Origin of the sequence: Pseudoalteromonas sp. BZB3 (assembly GCF_040104455.1) — a bacterium.
In the GTDB taxonomy this organism is placed as follows: domain Bacteria; phylum Pseudomonadota; class Gammaproteobacteria; order Enterobacterales; family Alteromonadaceae; genus Pseudoalteromonas.
In genome coordinates, this window is the sequence record NZ_JBECOS010000010.1 from 126,941 (window position 1) to 147,168 (window position 20,228).

Genomic DNA, 20,228 nt, shown 5'->3' on the forward strand with positions numbered 1-20,228 from the left:
GGTAGCATCGACATGCTTGCGCACTTTTTTATACTTGGGCTATGAAAAATACTAAAACATATCTTTTAGCTTGGTTTAAATTCAGCGCTAGTTTGATGTTGCTGGTTGGCTGTTTATTTATCTCAAAGCTAACTACCTCATATTTTCAAATTGCTTTTCCTAGCTCGCTATTGGCTATGTTGATTGTGTTTGTCTTATTAATGACGAATATCGTGAAAGAATCTTGGCTTGCACCTGCTTGCCAGCCTATTTTGAAATATATAGCGTTGTTTTTTATACCTGCGGGTGTTGGGTTAGTTGAGCATATAAGCGTCTTTGCGGCTCATTGGTCATTCTTGTTGCTGGTATTGCTGCTGGTGCCTTTGATAGGGCTAGTCTTGGTTTCATTCATTGCTAGTTTAAGAGGTAAGCATGCTTAGTGACTTGTTTATTACATTGTTTGTTTGTGCACTCATTACTGGGCTATTTTTAGTTTCAAGAAAACTGAATAGTAAATTTCCCTCTCCTCTACTTAACCCTCTGCTGCTTTGTATTGTGATGTTGAGTGCAGTACTGGTTTTTGCAGATATTAATTATCAGGACTTTTCCAAAGCCAGTTATCCCATTCATTTCTTTCTAGAAGTGGCAGTTGTCGCACTCGCCTACCCACTCTATAAGCAAATGCATGAAATTAAGCGCAGTTTGGGCTTGCTATTACTGAGTGGTTTTATAGGTGTAACCAGTGCCACACTAATCGCCTTCATACTATGCAAACTCTTTGCTGTACCTGATGAACTGTTAAACTCTTTAATGGCGCTCTCAGTGACCACTCCAATAACACTCATTATCACAGATAAATTAAACGGCATTCCTGCTATCGCCGCCTTTATGGTTATCTTGATCGGCATGTTTGGTGCTGTGTTTGGCTTGTCTTTGTTGCATCTATTCAAGGTTAAAGATCAAAGAGTAAAAGGCCTCACTCTTGGAGTAGTATGCCATGGTATCGGCACCGCAGCTGCGATTGAACACCACCCTCAGGCTGGTGCTTTTGCTTCAGCAGCCATGATAATCAGTGCATTGATCACCGCAATTTGGGTGCCCACGCTTTATACTATAATGACGCAGCTAATTGGTGGTTGATTTTTTAAAGAATAAAGCAACTCATAAGTGTTATAAAACAATGGGTTATTTGATTTCTTATGCTAACCTCTGATTAACTCCATTATTTGTTTTAAATTTATTAGGTATTGACCGTGATCCAACAAGAAATAGAACAAGTTGAACGTTACTACACCATTATTAAAGAATATTTAGTCAACTACAGCATGCAAGTGGCTGCTGCAATCTTAATCCTCATAGTTGGTTTGTGGGTTTCTAAGAAGCTCTCTAAAACGGTGGAACGTTTATTACTAAAGCATAATATTGATATTGCATTAACCAACTTTATTGCCAATGTGGTGAAAGTGCTGCTTATTGTGATGTTTGTGGTTATTGCCCTCGGAAAACTCGGGATCAGTATTACGCCGTTTGTTGCTGCGATAGGTGCAGCCTCACTCGGTGCTGGCTTGGCTTTACAGGGAATGCTTTCAAACTATGGGTCGGGCCTTGCGATAATTGCTACGCGACCATTTGTTGTCGGTGATACGATTTCTGTTAAGGGTGAATCTGGTCAGGTTAAAATGATAGAGCTGGGCCATACCATTTTAATCAATGAAGAAAACGTCGAGATCACAATTCCTAACAAGCACATCGTTGGTGAAGTGTTACACAACTCATTTAATAATTCATTAGTAATGGGTGAAATCGGCATTGCGTACAGTGAAGACAGCGATAAAGCCATTAACGTCATCAAGAACATTCTCTCAAATCATGACAAAGTGGCCAACGATCCGCATGCTAAAATTGGCATAGAGCGCTTTGATGATAGCGCTGTGATTATTAGTTATCGCTACTGGGCCCCTACAACTGAGCTGATTGATACTAAATTAGACATTAACCAACAAATCTATGCGCAGATTAAAGCCGCTGATATTGAAATACCGTTCCCGCAACGGGTGGTAACGATAAATAATAACGACTAGATTAAACATCTTTTTGATGATTAATAAATGGTTAAAAAATAAAAAAAGCTGTTCGAAGCGAACGGCTTTTTTATTTTGTTTAAAAACTGCTTAAGTTAAGGCTTAGGTGGTACCACAGGAGCAGTTGGATCAGATGAAGATGATTCAACTTGATTCGGTTCAACTGCTTGACTCTTCTTTGGCAGTTCAGGAGAATCTGAACCACTAACAATAATACCACCGCCAAAAATTAGCCTTAAGCTTTGTTTACTTAATTCCATTCTTTATCTTCCTCTTCAGACTTTATGTTTTTGATATATTTTCTATTAGATTTAAATACAAGTGAAAAACAAACCAGTGTTGAGATAACTATCATAAATTTCTGAAGAAAGTCTCGTACATAAAGTTTGTAATAGGCATTGTCTAGCCAGTCTATCCAATACAAATACACTTCAATAAATGTAATAAAATTACTAAATATACAAATAAGGCTAACAATTAGTAGTGTAGCTTCTTGAAGTGTATATCTATGTTGTTCATAAGCTTTTGTAAAAAAACTGATCTTTTGGAATTTATAAGCCCAATACCGTCTACCAAAAACAAATATAAAAAACAGTCCTGACATACTCATAGACCATAGATAAAACAATATTGGCTTCGTCATTGCCCAGCTTAATGTTGATAAACCAATAACTGAGGATAATAAACAGCAAAGTAACAAGTACCTAATATTTATATCTTTCCAAGTTACAGCTAAAGTAAAAAGGCAAACAATTGGGCCTAACCAATCTAAATGTGGAATAGTCATTATTTCACCTCTTCAACATCTTTATTATTCTTATTTTCTTTGTCATTTTTCTTACCGAAAATATCAAAGTATGAGGCAGGATCGCGACCACTGATCAACAGTATGTCGATAAATTTACTGAGGGGAATTTCGTTCTTACCACTTTCCCAATTTGAGATAGTTGATTGGTCGCACTCAGATATCATACGTTTAGCAAGCTCAGCTTGGCTTAAGCCTAACTCTTGCCTAATTTGACGTACGAATCGTTGCGCTTCAACCTTGAAGCTAAAGGTTTTCCTTTTGCGCTCAGTTGCTTTCATTATTTCCTATCCATGAAAAGCTAGGTCCTAAGCTTTTCAATAAAACAATTTTAAGAGTTGAGTCACAGATGACTGAAATTAACAGCATAGTAACAGAGCAGTTTCATAATTGAAACACCCTTTAGGTACTTCATTAGACAATGATTTATCATACTAAAAAATAAAAAGAGTTCTTATTAACTTTAAGGCAAACATAAAAAAGGCTCAATATATCAATATCGAGCCTTTTTTATGTTTTTAGCTAATAGCTGATTTAGATTTATGCTTTACGCCAAGTTGTTTTACCTGCACTGTCTTCAAGTACAACGCCCATCGCCGTTAACGCATCACGCGCTGCATCCGCAGCAGCCCAATCTTTATTCGCACGCGCTGTTAAACGCTGCTCAATTAACGCTTCAATCTTGGCGACTTCGTCATCGTCTTGGTCGCCTTGTAAGAATTGCTCTGGCTGTTGCTGTGCAATACCTAGCACGTCAGCAAGCTTCACAAGAATAAACGCGTGCTCGCCCGCCGCTTTTGCATCCTTTTCTTTTAGCAAGTTGACTTCTTTTGCTAATTCAAAGATGACTGGCAGCGCTTCTGGTGTATTGAAGTCGTCGTTCATCGCTGTTTCAAAACGCTTGGCAAATTCTGTTTGCTTGTAATCAACTTCAACTAGCTCAACATCACGTAACGCTGTATAAATACGCTCAAGAGAAGAACGAGCTTGATCTAAGTTCTCTTGTGAGTAGTTAAGCTGGCTGCGATAGTGACCGTTAATTAAAAAGTAACGTACTGTTTCACGGTCGTATTGCTTTAATACTTCACGCACTGTAAAGAAGTTACCCAAAGATTTAGACATCTTCTCTTTGTTTACTTGTACCATGCCTGTGTGGATCCAAGTATTTACGTAGTTACCGTTGTTCGCGCAGCATGACTGGGCAATTTCATTCTCATGGTGCGGGAACTGTAAGTCTGAACCACCACCATGAATATCGAAGTGCTCACCTAAATGTTTTTGGCTCATTGCACTACATTCGATGTGCCAGCCAGGACGACCTTCGCCCCAAGGTGATGACCAAGAAGGCTCACCTGCTTTGGCTTTCTTCCAAAGTACGAAATCTAGTGGGTCATCTTTGCCTTCAGCCACTTCAACTCGTGCACCTGCTTGTAGCATATCTAAATCTTGCTGAGACAATTGACCGTATTGTTCAAATGTAGACACATCAAATAGTACGTCACCGTTTTGTGCAACATAGGCGTGTTTCTTCTCAACAAGGCGTTCGATCATGTCGATGATCTCATTCATGTGACCCGTTACAGTTGGCTCAATATCAGCTGGTAACATGTTCAATGCTTCGAAATCTTCATGCATTGCTTTGGTCATACGAACCGTTAAATCGTTAATCTCTTCGTTGTTTTCAGCAGCACGCTTAATAATTTTGTCGTCTACATCGGTGATGTTACGTACATATGTGACATCAAACCCTAAATAGCGAAGGTAGCGATTCATTACATCAAATGAAACGTAAGTACGCGCGTGACCCACGTGGCAGAAATCATAAATGGTGATACCACACACATACATGTCGACTTTGCCTTCGACGAGAGGTTTAAACGGCGCTTTTTCACGAGTAAGTGTGTTGTATATCTGCAACATTGAGTCTGTTTCCTAATCCAATAATAGACATAAGCCGCAATCATAACACTTGAATTCGCCCTGCTCTATACCCGAATGCAGCTATTTCCCGATAAATACGCCATTAACACAAAGCTTTAACCGATTTATATTCTGCTATAAAATACATTCCTTTAATAAACACATATCGAATAGGTAACCACAATGGTTGTACTTCAAACAAACTTTGGTGAAATCAAAGTAAACCTTTTTGCAGAAGAAGCGCCTGCAACAGTTGAAAACTTTTTAAACTACGCGAAGTCAGGTTTTTATGACGGCACTATCTTCCACCGTGTAATCGACGGTTTCATGGTTCAAGGTGGTGGTTTCGCTCAAGGTATGGAACAAAAGTCTGTTCAGGCACCAATTCAAAATGAAGCAAACAACGGTCTCAGCAACAAGACTGGTACGCTTGCTATGGCACGTACACCAGATCCTCACTCAGCAACAGCTCAGTTTTTCATCAACGTAAACGACAATGACTTCTTAAACTTCTCAAGCGAAACTTCGCAGGGTTGGGGTTACTGTGTATTCGGTGAAGTTGTAGAAGGCATGGACATCGTAAACAAGATCAAATCTGTTGCTACAGGTTCTGCTGGCTTCCACCAAGACGTTCCACTTGAAGATGTGATCATCGAGAAAGTGACTGTAGCTTAAATCTTAATGTTAAGCGACTAAGGCTAGGTGTGCACCTAGCCTTGCCTTTTTTCATTACTCACTATTCATTTTCTTTCTAGGCTTTTTGAATGGCATCTCCCAAAACCTACTTCATCTCTGACTTACATTTAACCGAAGACCGTCCTGACATCACCAATGCATTCAAGCTATTTCTTGAAACACATATGACTAATGACGTCGATGCTTTGTATATTCTTGGAGATTTTTTTGAAGTATGGATAGGTGATGACGGTCATACAGTGCTAACCGACGAAGTTGCCTCGCTTTTAAAATCTGTGTCAAACAAAGGCATTTCAGTATTTTTTACCCATGGTAATCGAGATTTTTTACTTGGGAGCAAATATGCTAAGCAAGCAGGCATAACGTTACTACCTGAACAAAAAGTCATTGATTTATACGGTACACCTACTGTCATTCTCCACGGCGACGAAATGTGCACTCAAGACATTGCCTATCAAAAGTTCCGCAAGAAAAGTCGCGGCTGGTGGTGGCCAAAACTGATGCTCGCCATGCCACTCAGTTATAGAAGAAAAGTCGCGAAACAAGCGCGCCAAAAAAGTATCGAAAGCCAAAAAGGCAAACCATTAGATATTCTAGATGTGACTGCTGACGCAGTTTTGGACATGTTTGCAAAGCACAATGTAAAACACATGATCCACGGTCATACACACAGACCAAATGTGCACACAATCGAAAAAGATAGCGACACCTTAACCAGAACGGTACTCGGTGATTGGTATTCGCAAAGCTCTTATTTAGTGGTCACAGAAAACGAACAAACGCTGCATCAAGGCAAACCATTTACCGGATAATTTCTTAGTAAAAGATTGAATATAGCAACCGTGATTGGTGTCCTCTATTTGACCTAATTTATTGAGTTTTTGTTTCAATATCGGCCAACAGCTTATCTATATTTTCAGCTTCTCTTTGTAACGCCCTTACTTCATGCGCTAATAACTTTTCTAGTTCATACTCACAAACAGGCGTTGGCGCTTCGACACATTCAAGCAAAAATTCAGGGCAAAGACGATTAAAAATGTACTTTGCTCTTTTCATATGAAAACTCGAAGTGATCAGTGCAACTTCAGAAATAGCAGCCTGTTTTAGAATTGGCTTTGTAAGTAAAGCATCTTCTAGCGTAAAACGGCTTTCGGCGATCGGCAAAAATTGAGTATCGGAAACACCCAACGCTTTAAGTAAGCTATTATGTAGTCTGCATGAGCGTGTTCAGTCACATTAAAATGCGCACCAAACCCACCGGTACAAAGGATCTTTAACTCTGGATAATTTAAATGGTATTGGAAAGTTGTCTGACATCGTGATTTAACAATTTCAGACAACTCCCCTTGTGCATTATTTGGTCCGCCCAGTAAAATAATTGCTTTTGACATTTAATCCCTTATACCTGTCTTTTAAACTTTTCTAAGCTTGCCTCGGCGCACCTGAATGGAATTTGAAGTCTTCATCTGGAGAGGCTATTAGTTCAGCTTCTACCTCACCAAAAAATGCGACGCGCTCAGATATGCCTTTCCTTGCAATCTCTTCTGCCAGCGTCAGGTAGTCCTGATAATGACGCGCTTCAGAGCGCAGTAACGACACGTAAAAATCACCAAGCTTTTTATCTACATGTGGTGCTAGCTTTGCAAATCGTTCACAAGAGCGGGCTTCGATATAAGCGCCACAAATCAACTTATCAATGAGTTTTTCTGGCTCATACGTGCGAACATGTTTAAGTAGCCCACTTGCGTAACGACTTGATGCACAATATTCGTATTCAACGCCACAGTCATGCATTATCTCTAATACTTGATAAAAGTGATGTAACTCTTCTTTGATAAGCAAGACCATTTTATCAATTAAATCTTGGCCATAAGCAGTCTGTGCTTTAGGCACCATTGATTTATTCAGCTTATTGCAATCTGCTAGCTCTTGCCAACTGCCAATTTTTCGATAAGTAAAATCTTCATAAGGCTTAAGCCACTCTAGAAGCGCCGCGCCACTGTCTTTATCAACTGCGTATTTACGAATTAAATACATAGCAGATTGTGCTGCTTTTAGCTCGCAGACCATATGGTCAATTAAAATGACTGGTAGGTTTTTAGGGTCTTTTGCTGCTTCAATCCAACTAGTTGGGGTTTCGCATTGCAAGAATTGATTTATTGGCTCTAAAAGCTTATCCAAGGCTGACTCTCAAAGTGACTCTAATAAAAATTAACGCGAATAGTATCATAAAACTGGCTAAGTCTAATGCATTGGATCAAAGGAAGATTATTGCGTTCAAAGAATTCAAAACTTTTCAATTAGACGAAAGTTTAACCATTTCTTGACAAAGAAATGCTTCTTACGCATAAATAACTATGAAAGATGTATAAAAAACACACACCCTTTGCCAAATTCTGATAAGGAGGCCTTATGATTTTAAATCATTTATGGGGCTTGTACGCTCACCCACTCGAAGAGTGGCAAACTATAGATAATCGTCATGAGAGCATGAAGTATAGTTTATCCCATATCGCGCTTATCGCATTAATCCCAAGTATTATGGGATACATTTCTTCTGTACACATTGGCTGGCGCATCGGCACATCAGACGTCGCATTTCTAACACATGAAAGTGCCTTATTGATTGGTGTCGCTATGTATTTTGCACTGATTATGGGAGTATTTGCTTTAGCCTATTTAGCGCATTGGATGGCGGTTACATTCGGAGCTAAGCCAACGTATACACAAACATTAGAACTTGCAGCTTATACAGCTACGCCGTTATTTATGTCAGCTGTTTCTGCTGTTTTTCCTGAGTTGTGGTTTGTAGTGACTGTCGGTATGGCCGCACTGGCTTACTCTGTTTACTTACTTTATACCGGTGTGCCTATTTTAATGCACATCCCTGAGGAGCGAGGCTTTATCTATGCCAGCTCTGTAGTGACTTGTGGATTGGTCTTAATTGTAATTATTATGGCTGGAACGGCTATTTTATGGACTAATGGCATAATTAGCCCTACCTTTAGTTAGGGTGCTCTGTTGAGTCCCTAAATTTTTGCTTTTATCCAAAAGTTAAAAGGAGCGAATAATCGCTCCTTTTTATATGTCTAATAGAAGTGAATAATTAAATAATTACTCGCCTTCTGACTCTTCTTGGTTATGTAACTCAAGTGAAGCAGACATTGCTTGCTCACGTGTTGATTTTGCAGAGTCATTACGTAATGCATCAATACGATTTAGGTATTCTTGATCGATATCACCTGTGATGTACTGACCATCAAATACTGATGTTTCGAATTCTGTTACTTCAGGGTTTTCTTGACGAACTGCAGCAATAAGATCTTCAATAGATTGATAGATTAAGCCGTCTGAGCCAATGCTCTGGTTGATATCATCTACTTCACGACCGTGTGCAATTAGCTCTGCAGCTGATGGCATGTCGATACCATATACGTTCGGGAAACGAACTTCTGGTGCAGCTGAAGCAAAGTATACGTTTTTCGCGCCTGCTTCACGAGCCATCTCAACGATCTGAGCTGAAGTTGTACCACGTACAATTGAATCATCTACAAGTAATACGTTTTTACCTTCGAATTCTCTATCAATAGCATTTAATTTACGACGTACAGATTTCTTACGCATTTCTTGACCCGGCATAATAAATGTACGACCGATATAGCGGTTTTTAACGAAGCCTTGACGGTATGGCTTGTCTAAAACCGTTGCAATTTCTAGCGCAACATCACATGACGTTTCAGGGATTGGAATAACTACATCGATGTCTTTATCAGCCCATTCTCGAGCGATTTTCTCACCTAGCTTCGTACCCATATTTACACGTGTCGCGTAAACTGACATGTTATCTATTACAGAGTCAGGACGTGCGAAGTATACAAACTCAAAAATACACGGTGCATGTTGTGTATTAACAGCACACATTTGTGAGAATAGTTGACCATCTTCAGTTACGTAAATTGCTTCACCAGGCGCTACGTCGCGCACAAATTCAAAGCCGTCCGCTTTAAGTGCAACGCTTTCTGAAGCAAACATGTATTCAGTACCGCTTTCAGTTTCACGCTTACCATATACAAGTGGACGAATACCTTTCGGATCACGGAAAGCCACGATACCGTGGCCAATGATCATCGCAATACTTGCGTAACCACCAACAACCAGATCATTCACATTTGAAATTGCACTGAACATATCTTCAGCTTCAAGCTTTAACTTACCTGATTTGCAAAGTTGATGCGCTAAAATGTTTAAAAGAATTTCAGAATCTGAAGTTGTGTTTACATGACGGCGAGCTTGGCTAAATAATAACTCTTTAAGCGCTTCTGCGTTTGTTAGGTTACCATTGTGCGCTAAGGCAATACCAAATGGAGAGTTTACATAAAATGGCTGTGCTTCTGCAGAACTTGAAGAGCCTGCAGTTGGGTAACGCACATGGCCGATACCAATATTGCCTTGAAGGCGCTTCATATGACGGGTATGAAACACATCTTTAACAAGACCATTTGCTTTTCTTAAGCTAAACGTATTGTTATCGATTGTGATGATGCCTGCTGCATCTTGCCCACGGTGTTGCAAAACAGTTAAGCCGTCATACAAAGCCTGATTAACAGGAGATGTTGCGACTATACCAACGATACCACACATTAAATTTTTCCTCGCCGATTAACGGTTTCCGATTAACGGTTCACTGAATTTAAAAAGCTAGAGTTGTCTTCTAAGTAAGAGAAAAACCACTCAATAACAAAACTAAATTCAGGGATCAAAGTTGATGCTGTCCACCAAGGTGCATCTGGTGCACCGGTAAACGCATCCAGAAAAAACAGTAAGGCGCTCACGACTAATACACCTCGAAGTGCACCAAACACAATACCTATGATACGGTCGGTGCCTGACAGGCCTGTACGCTGTACAAGTTCTGACAGAATATAATTAACAAGCCCACCCAATAGTATGGTCGCAAAAAATAATATGGCAATTGCGGCCGCATTTCTTAAAAGGGGTTCTGAAATGGATGTAAGGAAGGTTGCTAGATATTGATAGAATAAACTAGAAATGAAGAATGCGCTGATCCAGACAACCAATGACATTGCTTCTTTTACAAAGCCTCGCATTAGTCCGAATAAGGTGGAAAGACCAACTATAACGAGAATCGCGTAATCAACCCAGTTCATAATAACCAACAAGTCGTTAATTTGGGGCGCATTCTATAAGAGCCAAGAGTCAATTACCAGATCATTTTGTTATATCGAATTGGGTTAGTCGGCCTTTTAGTTTTGTAAGCTTTTCTAACTCTGGCAATTTTTGTTCTAAATCGGCCTTATCTAACTGAGGGCCAACAAATACTTTGGTTAACTCCCCATTACGGGTTTTAATAGGTCGTGTAAATGCAGTAAAACCTGCATTTCTTAGTTTTTTCATCAGAGCTTCAACATTGGCTTTATGAGAAAAACTACCCAACTGTATGACGTATGCCATACTGGTTAAATTAGCCGTTTCTGAACGCTTTAAAGAGTCTATTCTTGCTTCTACAATTTGTTGTTGAGGCTTTACTACTTCAACCTCTGGTTTTGCCTCTTCTACAACTTGTGTCTGTTGTGAGACTGCATCATTTGCCGCTGTGTTCACAGATTCTTTTATTTCTGAGCTATCAACCTTTTCTGTAGACACAGGCTCAGCGTCAAGTGCAATCTCATCATACAAAGCTTCAGGTTTAATCTCAGGGGCAAGCTCAGCTTTTGCGTCAATCTCTTGCCGAATTTCAATCGTAGTGAACTCAGGGCGTTCAGGAATGGCTTTAAAACCGTCTTTGAAGTGAACCTTTTCACCATCAAGAATATTCGGTATAAAAATGATTGCAGCGACCACCACAATACTAGTACCCACCAAACGGTTTAAAAATCCTGAGTTCACAGCTTATCTCTCTATTTTTGCCAATACTGAATTGCTTCTGCAACAGTAAAGAAGGAGCCAAATACAATCATTGCCGTCTGGTCATCAAGTTGTGATAACTGACTATCGAGTGCCATATGGACCGAATCGAACATGTTTGCGCTTTGCTGTTGTTCTTGCGATAGCAAAGGTAACAAGTTCGATGCTTGCTCTGCACGTGGGCCATCTAAAGACGCTAATGACCAAAAATCAATTAGTTCAGACACTTCATTGATTACACTGGCTTTATCTTTATCAGCAAGCATAGCGATTAATGCATGGATTTTAAACCCTTGCTGCTTCAACTCTACTAATTTTTGCTTTAAGTAGCGTGCTGATTCAGGGTTGTGTGCAACATCAGTAAATACTTTTGGTGAGTCACTTAGCTTTTGAAAACGCCCTTCGACTTTTAAATCAGCTAAACATCTTTCAATTACTGATAGCTCAGGAAGCAACTCTAAACGTGCCAGTAATGTCAAAGCTGTGGCGACATTTTGTGCCGGAATACTTGGCTTTTCAAACTCAAACGAATGCGATTTATAACGCCAAACAAACGACGACTGTTTTGGTTCAAAGAAAAAGTCGCGCTTAGATAGAATGAGTTCAGCTGCAATCTCATCACCATACTCAGTGACTGTATGGGGAATATTTAAGTCTCCCACTATCGCAGGTTTATCAGCGCGGAAAATACCGGCTTTGTCATAACCAACTAATTCACGGGTATCACCTAAGTATTCCTTGTGGTCAAGGTCGATGGTTGTAATGACACTTGCGATCGGCTCAACAATATTGGTGGCATCAAATCGACCGCCCAAACCCACTTCAAGTAAAACATAATCGACTTCACAGCGTTTAAAAATCGCCAGAGCGCCAAGCGTACCAAATTCAAAATAAGTCAGAGGTGTTTCGCCCCGGCCTTTTTCTAACAAGTCAAAAGCATCGACATGATATTGATCGTTTAACTCTTTCCCATTTACACGAACACGTTCGTTATAACGAATTAAATGTGGTGAAGCATACGTACCTACTGAGTAACCCTGAGCGAGTAGCAGACTTTCTAAGCAACGTGCGGTGGTACCTTTACCGTTAGTACCGGCAATCATGATGATTTTCGAGGAAGAATTGAGAAGGTTAACCGAATCAGCAACTTGTTTGATGCGCTCCAAACCCATTTCGATATTGGCAGGATGAACACGCTCTAAATAACAAAGCCAATCATCAAGGCTTGATGATTGGCAAGGTATATTTTGTGACATAAAAACAGCTTAAATTAAAAAATTTACGCTACTCTATGCTCTTGTTCAGTAGATGGCAAGTCCATAAACTTCGCTAAATTACGTGCTAGTGTGTCACGCATTTCACGACGGTCAACAATCATGTCGATTGCACCATGCTCAAGTAGGAACTCTGAACGTTGGAAGCCTTCAGGTAATGTTTCACGAACTGTTTGTTCGATAACACGAGGACCTGCGAAACCAATAAGTGCTTTTGGCTCAGCAACATTGATATCACCAAGCATTGCCAGTGAAGCAGATACACCACCCATTGTAGGATCGGTCATCACTGAGATAAATGGTAAGCCTTTTTCACTCATTTTAGCCAATGCTGCACTTGTTTTAGCCATTTGCATCAATGACATAAGTGCTTCTTGCATACGCGCACCGCCTGATGCAGAGAAACATACTAATGGCATGTTGTGCTCTAAACATTCGTTTACAGCGTCAACAAAACGCGCACCTACCACTGATGCCATTGAACCACCCATGAATGAGAATTCAAAAGCAACAGCAGCAACCGGCATACCTTTAAGACGACCCGTCATCGCAACAAGTGCATCTTTTTCGCCACTTACTTTTTGCGCTGCTGTAATTCTGTCTGAATATTTTTTAGAGTCTTTAAATTTAAGCACATCTTGTGGCTCGTGCTCGATGCCAATCTCTTTACGATCAGCATCGTCTAAAAACATTTCAAGGCGCTGACGTGCGCTAATACGCATGTGATGGTCACACTTAGGACATACGTTGTGTGACTTTTCTAATTCTGCTTTATACAAAATTGCATCACATGATGAACATTTTGCCCAAACACCTTCTGGGACTTCTTTTTTGTTATTACCTGATGATTTGGTGGTTCTAGGTAAGATTTTTTCTAACCAACTCATTTGCAATTCTCTTATGCTAATTCTGTGTTGTGGCGTCTGTATTCATTCAGACAAACTGAGCTCATTAAACCATGATTTATTAGACAAAGGTATAAAAAACTGGTCGTATAAGTCTTAAATAAGCAGCCATAATTCATTAACTAACCCAAGCTTTCGCTTTAAAATTACTCAATCTCAGTATCTGGTAAGAATAAAGGGCCAAGTGGTGTCGACGGTATTTGCCATTGCTCTGGGTAATCAACATCGACTAAATACAATCCATTTGGCTTTGCTGTGGCGCTTGCTTGAGTTCTATCTTTGAGTGCCAATAATTCTGCCATCCATTCAGGTGGATATTTACCCGTGCCAATATCAAGCAAAGTGCCTGTTATGTTTCTCACCATATGGTGTAAAAAGGCATTGGCTTTCACGTCGATGATAACAAAGTTACCTACACGCTCGACACTTAAGTGCAGCATTTTTCTAAATGGCGTGTTTGATTGGCAATGCACAGCACGAAATGAAGTAAAGTCTTGCTCACCTAACATAACAGGACAAGCCGCTTGCATCAGTTTTTCATCAAGCGGATGGTGGTAATGCGTCACACCGCTTCTTAAAATACCTGGTCGATAAGGATTATTGTAAATCACGTAACGGTAACGGCGTGCTGTCGCGCTAAAACGAGCATGAAATTCATCATCGACCACTTGCGCAAACTGGATCGCAATATCGTCAGGCAGTTGCGAGTTAGCACCTAAGGTAAATGCGCTCATATCTCGCTCTGAGTGAGTATCGAAATGCACCACCTGACCAGTAGCATGAACACCTGCATCTGTTCGACCTGCACACACCACTTCGACTTCATGGTTACAAATGCGAGACAGAACAGTTTCTAACTCTTGTTGAATACTGTTTACATGAGACTGTCTTTGCCAACCACTGTATTGAGCGCCGTTATATTCGATACCAAGTGCTACACGCATGAATTTATTACCTCTGTCTAGACTAGCGCAGCATTCTAAGCCATCGCGACTTTGAATTAAAGAGAGAACTGAGCGCTAGAAAAAATAAAGGAGGCTAACGCCTCCTCTATTAGTGGTTGTTTAAATGACCAAAACTAAGCATATACATTAAGACTGTATTTTTTCTCTTAGTGAACTTGCTTCAGCTTGGACTGATTCAGGACCTGCATTTATAACTTCTTCGATAATGGCGAGTGCACTCTCACTGTCATCAATTTCTATATATGCTCTGGCTAAATCTAGTTTTGCAGAAAAACCGTCGGCTTCTAAATCAACATCAGGGGCATTCTCGCCTGCAAGCAAGTCATCAAAATCACCTAAACCAACATCCATATTCGCTTCTTGATAAGGCTCTTCTTCTGATTCAAAGTCGTCACTTTCTGCGAGTAAGTCATCAATTTCTAGATATTCTTCAACGTCTGGCTGAGAAACCTCATCGCTTTCAATTGCAACATCTAATGTGCCAAGATCTTTATCTAACTCTTCACTTAATAGCGCATCGAAATTAAGCTCAACGTCATCTAATGATGCTGTATCGATTGGATCTGGCTCAGCTAAATCATTGAGCAAAGCGTCAAAGTCAGTATCAGAAATCTCTGACATAAATTGATCTTCAATCGCCGCTTCATCAATGGTTAGTTCAATAGGTGGTTCAACTTCTTCGTTGTTAGCAAGATCATCAAGCTCGTTTAAAAACGCCTCTGGTGATATTGCCTCAAGAGCCGATAAAGCTTGCTCAGTTTGAATATCACCTTCAAGTTCATCTTCAATACTGTCAGCTATTGACGTATCGTCGCTTGGTAGCTCAGAGTTTTCCTCTTGAATGGCTTTATCTTGAGCTGGTGCATCTTGAATTTCTAACGCTTGTTCTTCTGTTGCAGCTTCTAGCGCGGCATCTTCATCAAACTCCGGAAAATCTTCGATTTCATGCACATCTTCGGTGCCGTCAGCAAGTAACTCATCTCCAGAAGGCAACTCAACTTCTTCTTGAAGTGCCTCTTCTTGAGCTGGTGTATCTTGAATTTCTAGCGCTTGTTCTTCTGTTGCAGCTTCTAGCGCGGCATCTTCATCAAACTCCGGAAAATCTTCGATTTCATGCACATCTTCGGTGCCGTCAGCAAGTAACTCATTTCCAGAAGGCAACTCAACTTCTTCTTGAAGTGCCTCTTCTTGAGCTGGTGTATCTTGAATTTCTAGCACTTGTTCTTCTTTTGCAGCCTCTAGTGCGGCATCTTCGTCAAACTCTGGGAGGTCTTCGATTTCCAGCTCATCTTCGATGCTGTCAGCTAGTAACTCATTCTCAAAAGGCAACTCAACTTCTTTCTGATGTGCTTCTTCTTGAGCTGGTGTATCTTGAATTTCTAGCGCTTGCTCTTCTGTTGCAGCCTCTAGTGCGGCGTCTTCGTCAAACTCCGGGAAATCTTCGTTCTCAAGCACATCTTCGATGCTGTCAGCAGGTAACTCATTCTCAGAAGGCAACTCAACTTCTTTCTGATGTGCTTCTTCTGGAGCTGGTGTATCTTGAATTTCTAGCGCTTGCTCTTCTATTGCAGCTTCTAGCGCGGCGTCTTCGTCAAACTCCGGGAAATCTTCGTTCTCAAGCACATCTTCGATGCTGTCAGCAGGTAACTCATCCTCAGTAGGCAACTCAACTTCTTCCTGAATTGCTTCTTCTTGAGCTGGTGTATCTTGAATTTCTAGCGCTTGTTCTTCTGTTGCAGCTTCTAGCGTGGCGTCTTCATCAAACTCAGGAAAGTCTTCGACTTCTTGCTCATTATCAGTGTCAGATAAACCGCCTAATTCTGGCCCATTATCATCTTCTAATAAATCATCAAAAGAAAGTTCATCATCTGTGAGTAAATCATCGTCAAGTGCGCTAGTTGATGATACACCTGCTTCTAATGCCTGCGATAATTCCTGCTCAGTTTCACTGATATTTAGAACATCCTCATCCAGTTCTTCATCTAAATCTAATTCTGGATAACTTTCTAATTCAGCACTAGGTGTAACCGTATCAATTTCTGGCAACTCTTCTTCAGATGATAAATCAATGTCATCTGACAGCGGATCATCACCCAGCTCCACTTCTGCGTCATACTCAGCATCATTTTGCCACTCAGCTTCAGACTCTAGCTCCTCAAGCATTTCATCAACGCTTTTCAAAGGGGCCTGTGGTGTTTGAGCTTCTGGCTCCATCGGTATGTCATCATCAACATCTATTGAAGCATGTTGATTCATCGCATTTAGCTCATCAACAATACTCTGCTCAATAGGTTTAGGCTCTAATATTTCGTTTTCAGACGTTGTAGATTCTTCGGCTTGATTCTCTTCAATTGACTCTTGAGCTTCATCAACTGGTTCATCGATTAAATCACCTTTAAAGGAACCATCTAACTCATCAAGAGCAATGTCATCTTCTGAAGTTACAACTTCCCAAGTTGTTTCAGGTGTGGCTGTCTCTTGAATTTCATCAACGGTTTCTTCACTTATCTCTTCGTCAAAGTCTGGCTCGTCGATTAAGTCATCAAGGACTGTATCAAGCTCGCTTTCATCTGTTGATGTGGGTTCTGTTAATTCATCATCTTCAAGAAGGTCATCTAGATCATCGAGTGCGATATCATCTTCTGAAGTTACAACATCCTCTGTTGTTTCAGATGTATCTGTATCTTGAACTTCATCAACAGTTTCTTCACTTAACTCTTCTTCAAAGTCTGGCTCGTCGATTAACTCATCTAGCGCTGCATCAAGCTCGTTTTCATCTGTAGATGTTGGTTCTGTTAATAAATCATCTTCAAGGAGGTCATCTAGATCATCGAGTGCGATATCATCATCTGAAGTTACAACATCCTCTGTTGTTTCAGCTGTAGCTGTATCTTGAACTTCATCAACAGTTTCTTCACTTAACTCTTCTTCAAAGTCTGGCTCGTCAATTAAATCATCGAGCGCAATATCATCATCTGAAGTTACTACTTCCTCTGTTGTTTCAGCTATAGCTGTATCTTGAACTTCATCGACAGTTTCTTCACTTAACTCTTCTTCAAATTCTGGCTCGTCGATTAAATCATCGAGCGTAATATCATCATCTGAAGTTACAACTTCCTCTGTTGTTTCAGCTGTAGCTGTATCTTGAACTTCATCAACAGTTTCTTCACTTAACCCTTCTTCAAAGTCTGGCTCGTCGATTAAATCATCAAGCGCTGCATCAAGCTCGCTTTCATCTGTAGATGTTGGAGCTGTTAATAAATCATCTTCAAGAAGGTCATCTAAATCATCGAGTGCAATATCATCATCTGAAGTTGCAACTTCCTCTGTTGCTTCAGGTGTAGTTGTCTCTTGAAGTACATCAACAGTGTCTACACTTAATACTTCTTCAAAATCTGGCTCGTCGATTAATTCATCCAGCGCTGCATCAAGCTCGCTTTCATCTGATACAGGTTCTGACACTAAGCCATCTTGAAGGAGGTCATCTAGATCATCGAGTGCGATGTCATCTTCTGAAGATGCAACTTCTTCGCTAGGGTCATTCGCTCCTGTAATTTCCTCAACGGCTTCTTCATTTAATTCTTCTTCGAAGTCTGGTTCATCAATTAAATCATCAATATCCAAGTCATCTGATTCTGACTGCTCTATATTAATCGATAAATCATCTTGGTTTGATTCTGCTATTAAAGAATCAATGTCATCTAAATCAACATCGGCTTCTTCTGTTTGCGCTTTATCAAGTTCATCTTGCCCTTGAGTTTCATCTAGTAGCGCGTCTATGTCATCGGTATCAAGATCATCTGAAGCAACATCATCAATCAAACTGTCAACATCATCGGCATCTACTAATTGTGAATCATCATGTACTGTATCTGAATTTTCTTCTACCGCACCGCCTACTTCGTCTAAAAGATCATCGATATTATCAATATCAAAATCGTCTTCATCGTTAATCTCAACTGCAGGTTCATCAGTTTGCGCGACTTCATCTAGCAAGTTATCGATATCATCCAGATCGAAGTCTTCATCTGCTCCTTCAGAACTTTCATCCTTTGGGAGCTGATCTGCAACCTCATCAATTAAGTTGTCAATATCATCTAAATCAAAGTCGTCGTCAGCACTTTCAATCTCTTCTGTCGCTGCTTCATCTAATATTGAATCTATATCGACATCTTCTTGCTGCTCAGTGGCTAGCTCTTCACTTAGTGCAGCTAAAGCATCATCACTCACGTCTAATTCGTCATCAGATGAGTCGTCGGTTTCATTAAATAGATCATCAAGGTCATCAGAACTTAAAATATCGTCGCTGCTTGAACTACCGCCATCTAAGTCAACCATATCATCGAGCGAGTCGTCTGCATCGAAGTTTTGCTGTAAGAAGTCGTCTAAATCATCACCTTCAGAGCCATCATCGAAAGCAACATCATCTCCTAACAAGCTATCTAGCTCATCTTGGTCTAGCGTATCATTACCAGCTTCAAAGCTATCATCTTCTAAAGAATCAAACATCATGTCGTCGTCTTCAGGCAAGATGTCATCGTCTAGCTGTACACTATCTTCAACTGGTACGTTACTCTCTAACGGCGGTACATCTAAATCTAGAGGATCAGCCGCAGCTGCACCTGCGACTCCCGCGGCTGCGGCGGCTCCTGCTGCAGCTGGTGCTTGGGGTAGGAAATCATCTTCGTCATCAGTGCTATTAGCATTCTTACGTTTACGCAAGAACATCACTAAACCACCAATCACTAATAAAGCAGGTAAAGTTGCCAGTACCCCAATCATCACGGGGTTTGAGAGAAGATCAGCACTTTGTTCTTCTTGTTGCTGTGCTCTTTGACGTTCGATCAAGGCATTTTGAAGTTCGATGACCGACTGTAACTGTTGTTGAATTTCAGAATCTTGCCCTAGTTGATTGCGAACATTTTGCAGCTCTTCAGAAATATTTGTTAGCTGGCCTTTTAGCTTGTTGTTTTCTTCTAGTATTTCTTCAACACTGCGAACCGAGTTCTTAAATTGTGATTGTAGCTCTTGTAACTTAGCATCTTGCTCCATTTGCAATGACTTAAGCTGCGAAGTGAGTTGCTGTTGTGCATTGTCAACATCGATTTTTCGTGCTTGAGTAACTTTTTTTTGCGCTTCTTCAATGGTTTGGTTGTCGAGCATGCCGCTCTTTTTTAGCTCCCATAAATCATCGTCTTGATCTGAGCGCTGCTTTGCTATCGCAGGATTTTCTCGACGCATTTCTGCAATGGTCGGTATTTTGAGATATGCGCCATCGCGCATGTGATTTAGGTTTTGATCTAAAAAAGCATTGGGGTTTTTGCGATAAAGGGCGTTCATTACTTGATAAACAGTAACAGAGCCGTCATCTGGCCTAATTTTTTGCGCAATTCGCCACAGAGTATCCGAGGGCTTTATTGGGCCGATAGAGCGGCCCATTTGACCATAATCGGCATTCTTAGGGCCCTTTAAAATGGTACCGTCTTGTGTGTAGGCTGGTATGGTTATCAATGCAAATGCAAAGAAACAAATAAACACTAAACCGCGCATGTTGATCCTTTAGATATCATGTCCAACATCGTGCTAAACATTAAAATATTGCTAATGGTGGCTTTTGCAAGCTCTATTCCAACTGCAAACTATAAACCAGTTACATTGGAATATCTATGGCAAAGCTT

The 20,228-nt window shown here is 40.5% G+C and carries 20 protein-coding genes; 6 read left to right on the top strand and 14 right to left on the bottom strand.

Annotated elements, in window-relative coordinates:
• Positions 1–41 precede the first annotated feature (41 nt).
• From ABMY35_RS10925 to ABMY35_RS10935, 3 genes are all read left to right on the top strand, one after another.
• Complete coding sequence (locus tag ABMY35_RS10925) at positions 42–419, top strand: CidA/LrgA family protein (RefSeq protein ID WP_349286224.1); 378 nt, start codon at positions 42–44, stop codon at positions 417–419.
• Positions 412–1,119 carry an LrgB family protein gene (locus ABMY35_RS10930; protein ID WP_349286225.1) on the top strand — a complete coding sequence of 236 codons (708 nt, stop codon included), beginning with the start codon at positions 412–414 and terminating at the stop codon, positions 1,117–1,119. The genes ABMY35_RS10925 and ABMY35_RS10930 overlap by 8 nt, the downstream gene beginning before the upstream one ends.
• 113 nt (positions 1,120–1,232) lie before the next feature.
• Complete coding sequence (locus tag ABMY35_RS10935) at positions 1,233–2,060, top strand: mechanosensitive ion channel family protein (RefSeq protein ID WP_349286226.1); 828 nt, start codon at positions 1,233–1,235, stop codon at positions 2,058–2,060.
• 95 nt (positions 2,061–2,155) lie between these two features.
• Here the strand turns inward: ABMY35_RS10935 and ABMY35_RS10940 are convergent, their stop codons facing one another.
• From ABMY35_RS10940 to cysS, 4 genes are all read right to left on the bottom strand, one after another.
• Positions 2,156–2,320, bottom strand: coding sequence for a hypothetical protein (locus tag ABMY35_RS10940; protein ID WP_349286227.1), 165 nt, complete (start codon positions 2,318–2,320; stop codon positions 2,156–2,158).
• Positions 2,311–2,847, bottom strand: coding sequence for a hypothetical protein (locus ABMY35_RS10945; RefSeq protein WP_349286228.1), 537 nt, complete (start codon positions 2,845–2,847; stop codon positions 2,311–2,313). The genes ABMY35_RS10940 and ABMY35_RS10945 overlap by 10 nt, the downstream gene beginning before the upstream one ends.
• Positions 2,847–3,146 (bottom strand): helix-turn-helix transcriptional regulator, encoded by a 300-nt coding sequence (locus ABMY35_RS10950; RefSeq protein ID WP_349286229.1) that lies wholly within the window; start codon positions 3,144–3,146, stop codon positions 2,847–2,849. The genes ABMY35_RS10945 and ABMY35_RS10950 overlap by 1 nt, the downstream gene beginning before the upstream one ends.
• Positions 3,147–3,405: 259 nt before the next feature.
• Positions 3,406–4,785 carry a cysteine--tRNA ligase gene (gene cysS, locus ABMY35_RS10955; protein ID WP_349286230.1) on the bottom strand — a complete coding sequence of 460 codons (1,380 nt, stop codon included), beginning with the start codon at positions 4,783–4,785 and terminating at the stop codon, positions 3,406–3,408.
• 183 nt (positions 4,786–4,968) lie between these two features.
• Here cysS and ABMY35_RS10960 point away from each other — a divergent pair, with 183 nt between their 5' ends.
• Both ABMY35_RS10960 and ABMY35_RS10965 read left to right on the top strand, forming a co-directional pair.
• Complete coding sequence (locus ABMY35_RS10960; RefSeq protein WP_058030227.1) at positions 4,969–5,460, top strand: peptidylprolyl isomerase; 492 nt, start codon at positions 4,969–4,971, stop codon at positions 5,458–5,460.
• 89 nt (positions 5,461–5,549) lie between these two features.
• On the top strand, positions 5,550–6,293 hold the full coding sequence (locus ABMY35_RS10965) for a UDP-2,3-diacylglucosamine diphosphatase (RefSeq protein ID WP_349286231.1): 744 nt from the start codon (positions 5,550–5,552) through the stop codon (positions 6,291–6,293).
• 58 nt (positions 6,294–6,351) lie between these two features.
• Here ABMY35_RS10965 and ABMY35_RS10970 read toward each other — a convergent pair whose 3' ends face one another.
• From ABMY35_RS10970 to miaE, 3 genes are read right to left on the bottom strand one after another with little or no spacing between them, the layout of a single operon-like run.
• On the bottom strand, positions 6,352–6,645 hold the full coding sequence (locus ABMY35_RS10970) for an ElyC/SanA/YdcF family protein (RefSeq protein WP_349286232.1): 294 nt from the start codon (positions 6,643–6,645) through the stop codon (positions 6,352–6,354).
• Entirely contained in the window at positions 6,615–6,872 is a 258-nt protein-coding gene (locus tag ABMY35_RS10975; RefSeq protein WP_349286233.1) for a hypothetical protein, read from the bottom strand. The genes ABMY35_RS10970 and ABMY35_RS10975 overlap by 31 nt, the downstream gene beginning before the upstream one ends.
• Before the next feature lie 31 nt (positions 6,873–6,903).
• Positions 6,904–7,662: a tRNA isopentenyl-2-thiomethyl-A-37 hydroxylase MiaE gene (gene miaE, locus ABMY35_RS10980; RefSeq protein ID WP_349286234.1), complete on the bottom strand. Its 759-nt coding sequence runs from the start codon at positions 7,660–7,662 to the stop codon at positions 6,904–6,906.
• A 231-nt stretch (positions 7,663–7,893) separates the two neighbouring features.
• On the opposite strand from miaE, the gene ABMY35_RS10985 reads away from it, so the two are divergent.
• Positions 7,894–8,493 (top strand): Yip1 family protein, encoded by a 600-nt coding sequence (locus tag ABMY35_RS10985; RefSeq protein ID WP_349286235.1) that lies wholly within the window; start codon positions 7,894–7,896, stop codon positions 8,491–8,493.
• Positions 8,494–8,595: 102 nt separating this feature from the next.
• Here the strand turns inward: ABMY35_RS10985 and purF are convergent, their stop codons facing one another.
• The 7 genes from purF to ABMY35_RS11020 form a co-directional block, all read right to left on the bottom strand.
• A complete protein-coding gene (gene purF, locus ABMY35_RS10990; protein ID WP_349286236.1) occupies positions 8,596–10,122 on the bottom strand; it encodes an amidophosphoribosyltransferase in 1,527 nt (508 codons plus the stop codon).
• 32 nt (positions 10,123–10,154) lie between these two features.
• Positions 10,155–10,649 (bottom strand): CvpA family protein, encoded by a 495-nt coding sequence (locus tag ABMY35_RS10995; protein WP_349286237.1) that lies wholly within the window; start codon positions 10,647–10,649, stop codon positions 10,155–10,157.
• 61 nt (positions 10,650–10,710) lie between these two features.
• Positions 10,711–11,388, bottom strand: coding sequence for an SPOR domain-containing protein (locus ABMY35_RS11000; RefSeq protein WP_349286238.1), 678 nt, complete (start codon positions 11,386–11,388; stop codon positions 10,711–10,713).
• Positions 11,389–11,399: 11 nt separating this feature from the next.
• The gene (folC, locus tag ABMY35_RS11005) at positions 11,400–12,662 is read right to left on the bottom strand and encodes a bifunctional tetrahydrofolate synthase/dihydrofolate synthase (RefSeq protein ID WP_349286239.1); all 1,263 of its coding nucleotides are present in this window, start codon (positions 12,660–12,662) and stop codon (positions 11,400–11,402) included.
• A gap of 23 nt (positions 12,663–12,685) precedes the next feature.
• Entirely contained in the window at positions 12,686–13,567 is an 882-nt protein-coding gene (gene accD, locus ABMY35_RS11010; protein ID WP_138480922.1) for an acetyl-CoA carboxylase, carboxyltransferase subunit beta, read from the bottom strand.
• Between the two features lie 164 nt (positions 13,568–13,731).
• Positions 13,732–14,529 carry a tRNA pseudouridine(38-40) synthase TruA gene (truA, locus tag ABMY35_RS11015; RefSeq protein WP_138480924.1) on the bottom strand — a complete coding sequence of 266 codons (798 nt, stop codon included), beginning with the start codon at positions 14,527–14,529 and terminating at the stop codon, positions 13,732–13,734.
• 147 nt (positions 14,530–14,676) lie between these two features.
• Entirely contained in the window at positions 14,677–20,100 is a 5,424-nt protein-coding gene (locus tag ABMY35_RS11020; protein ID WP_349286240.1) for a FimV/HubP family polar landmark protein, read from the bottom strand.
• Positions 20,101–20,228: the final 128 nt, after the last annotated feature.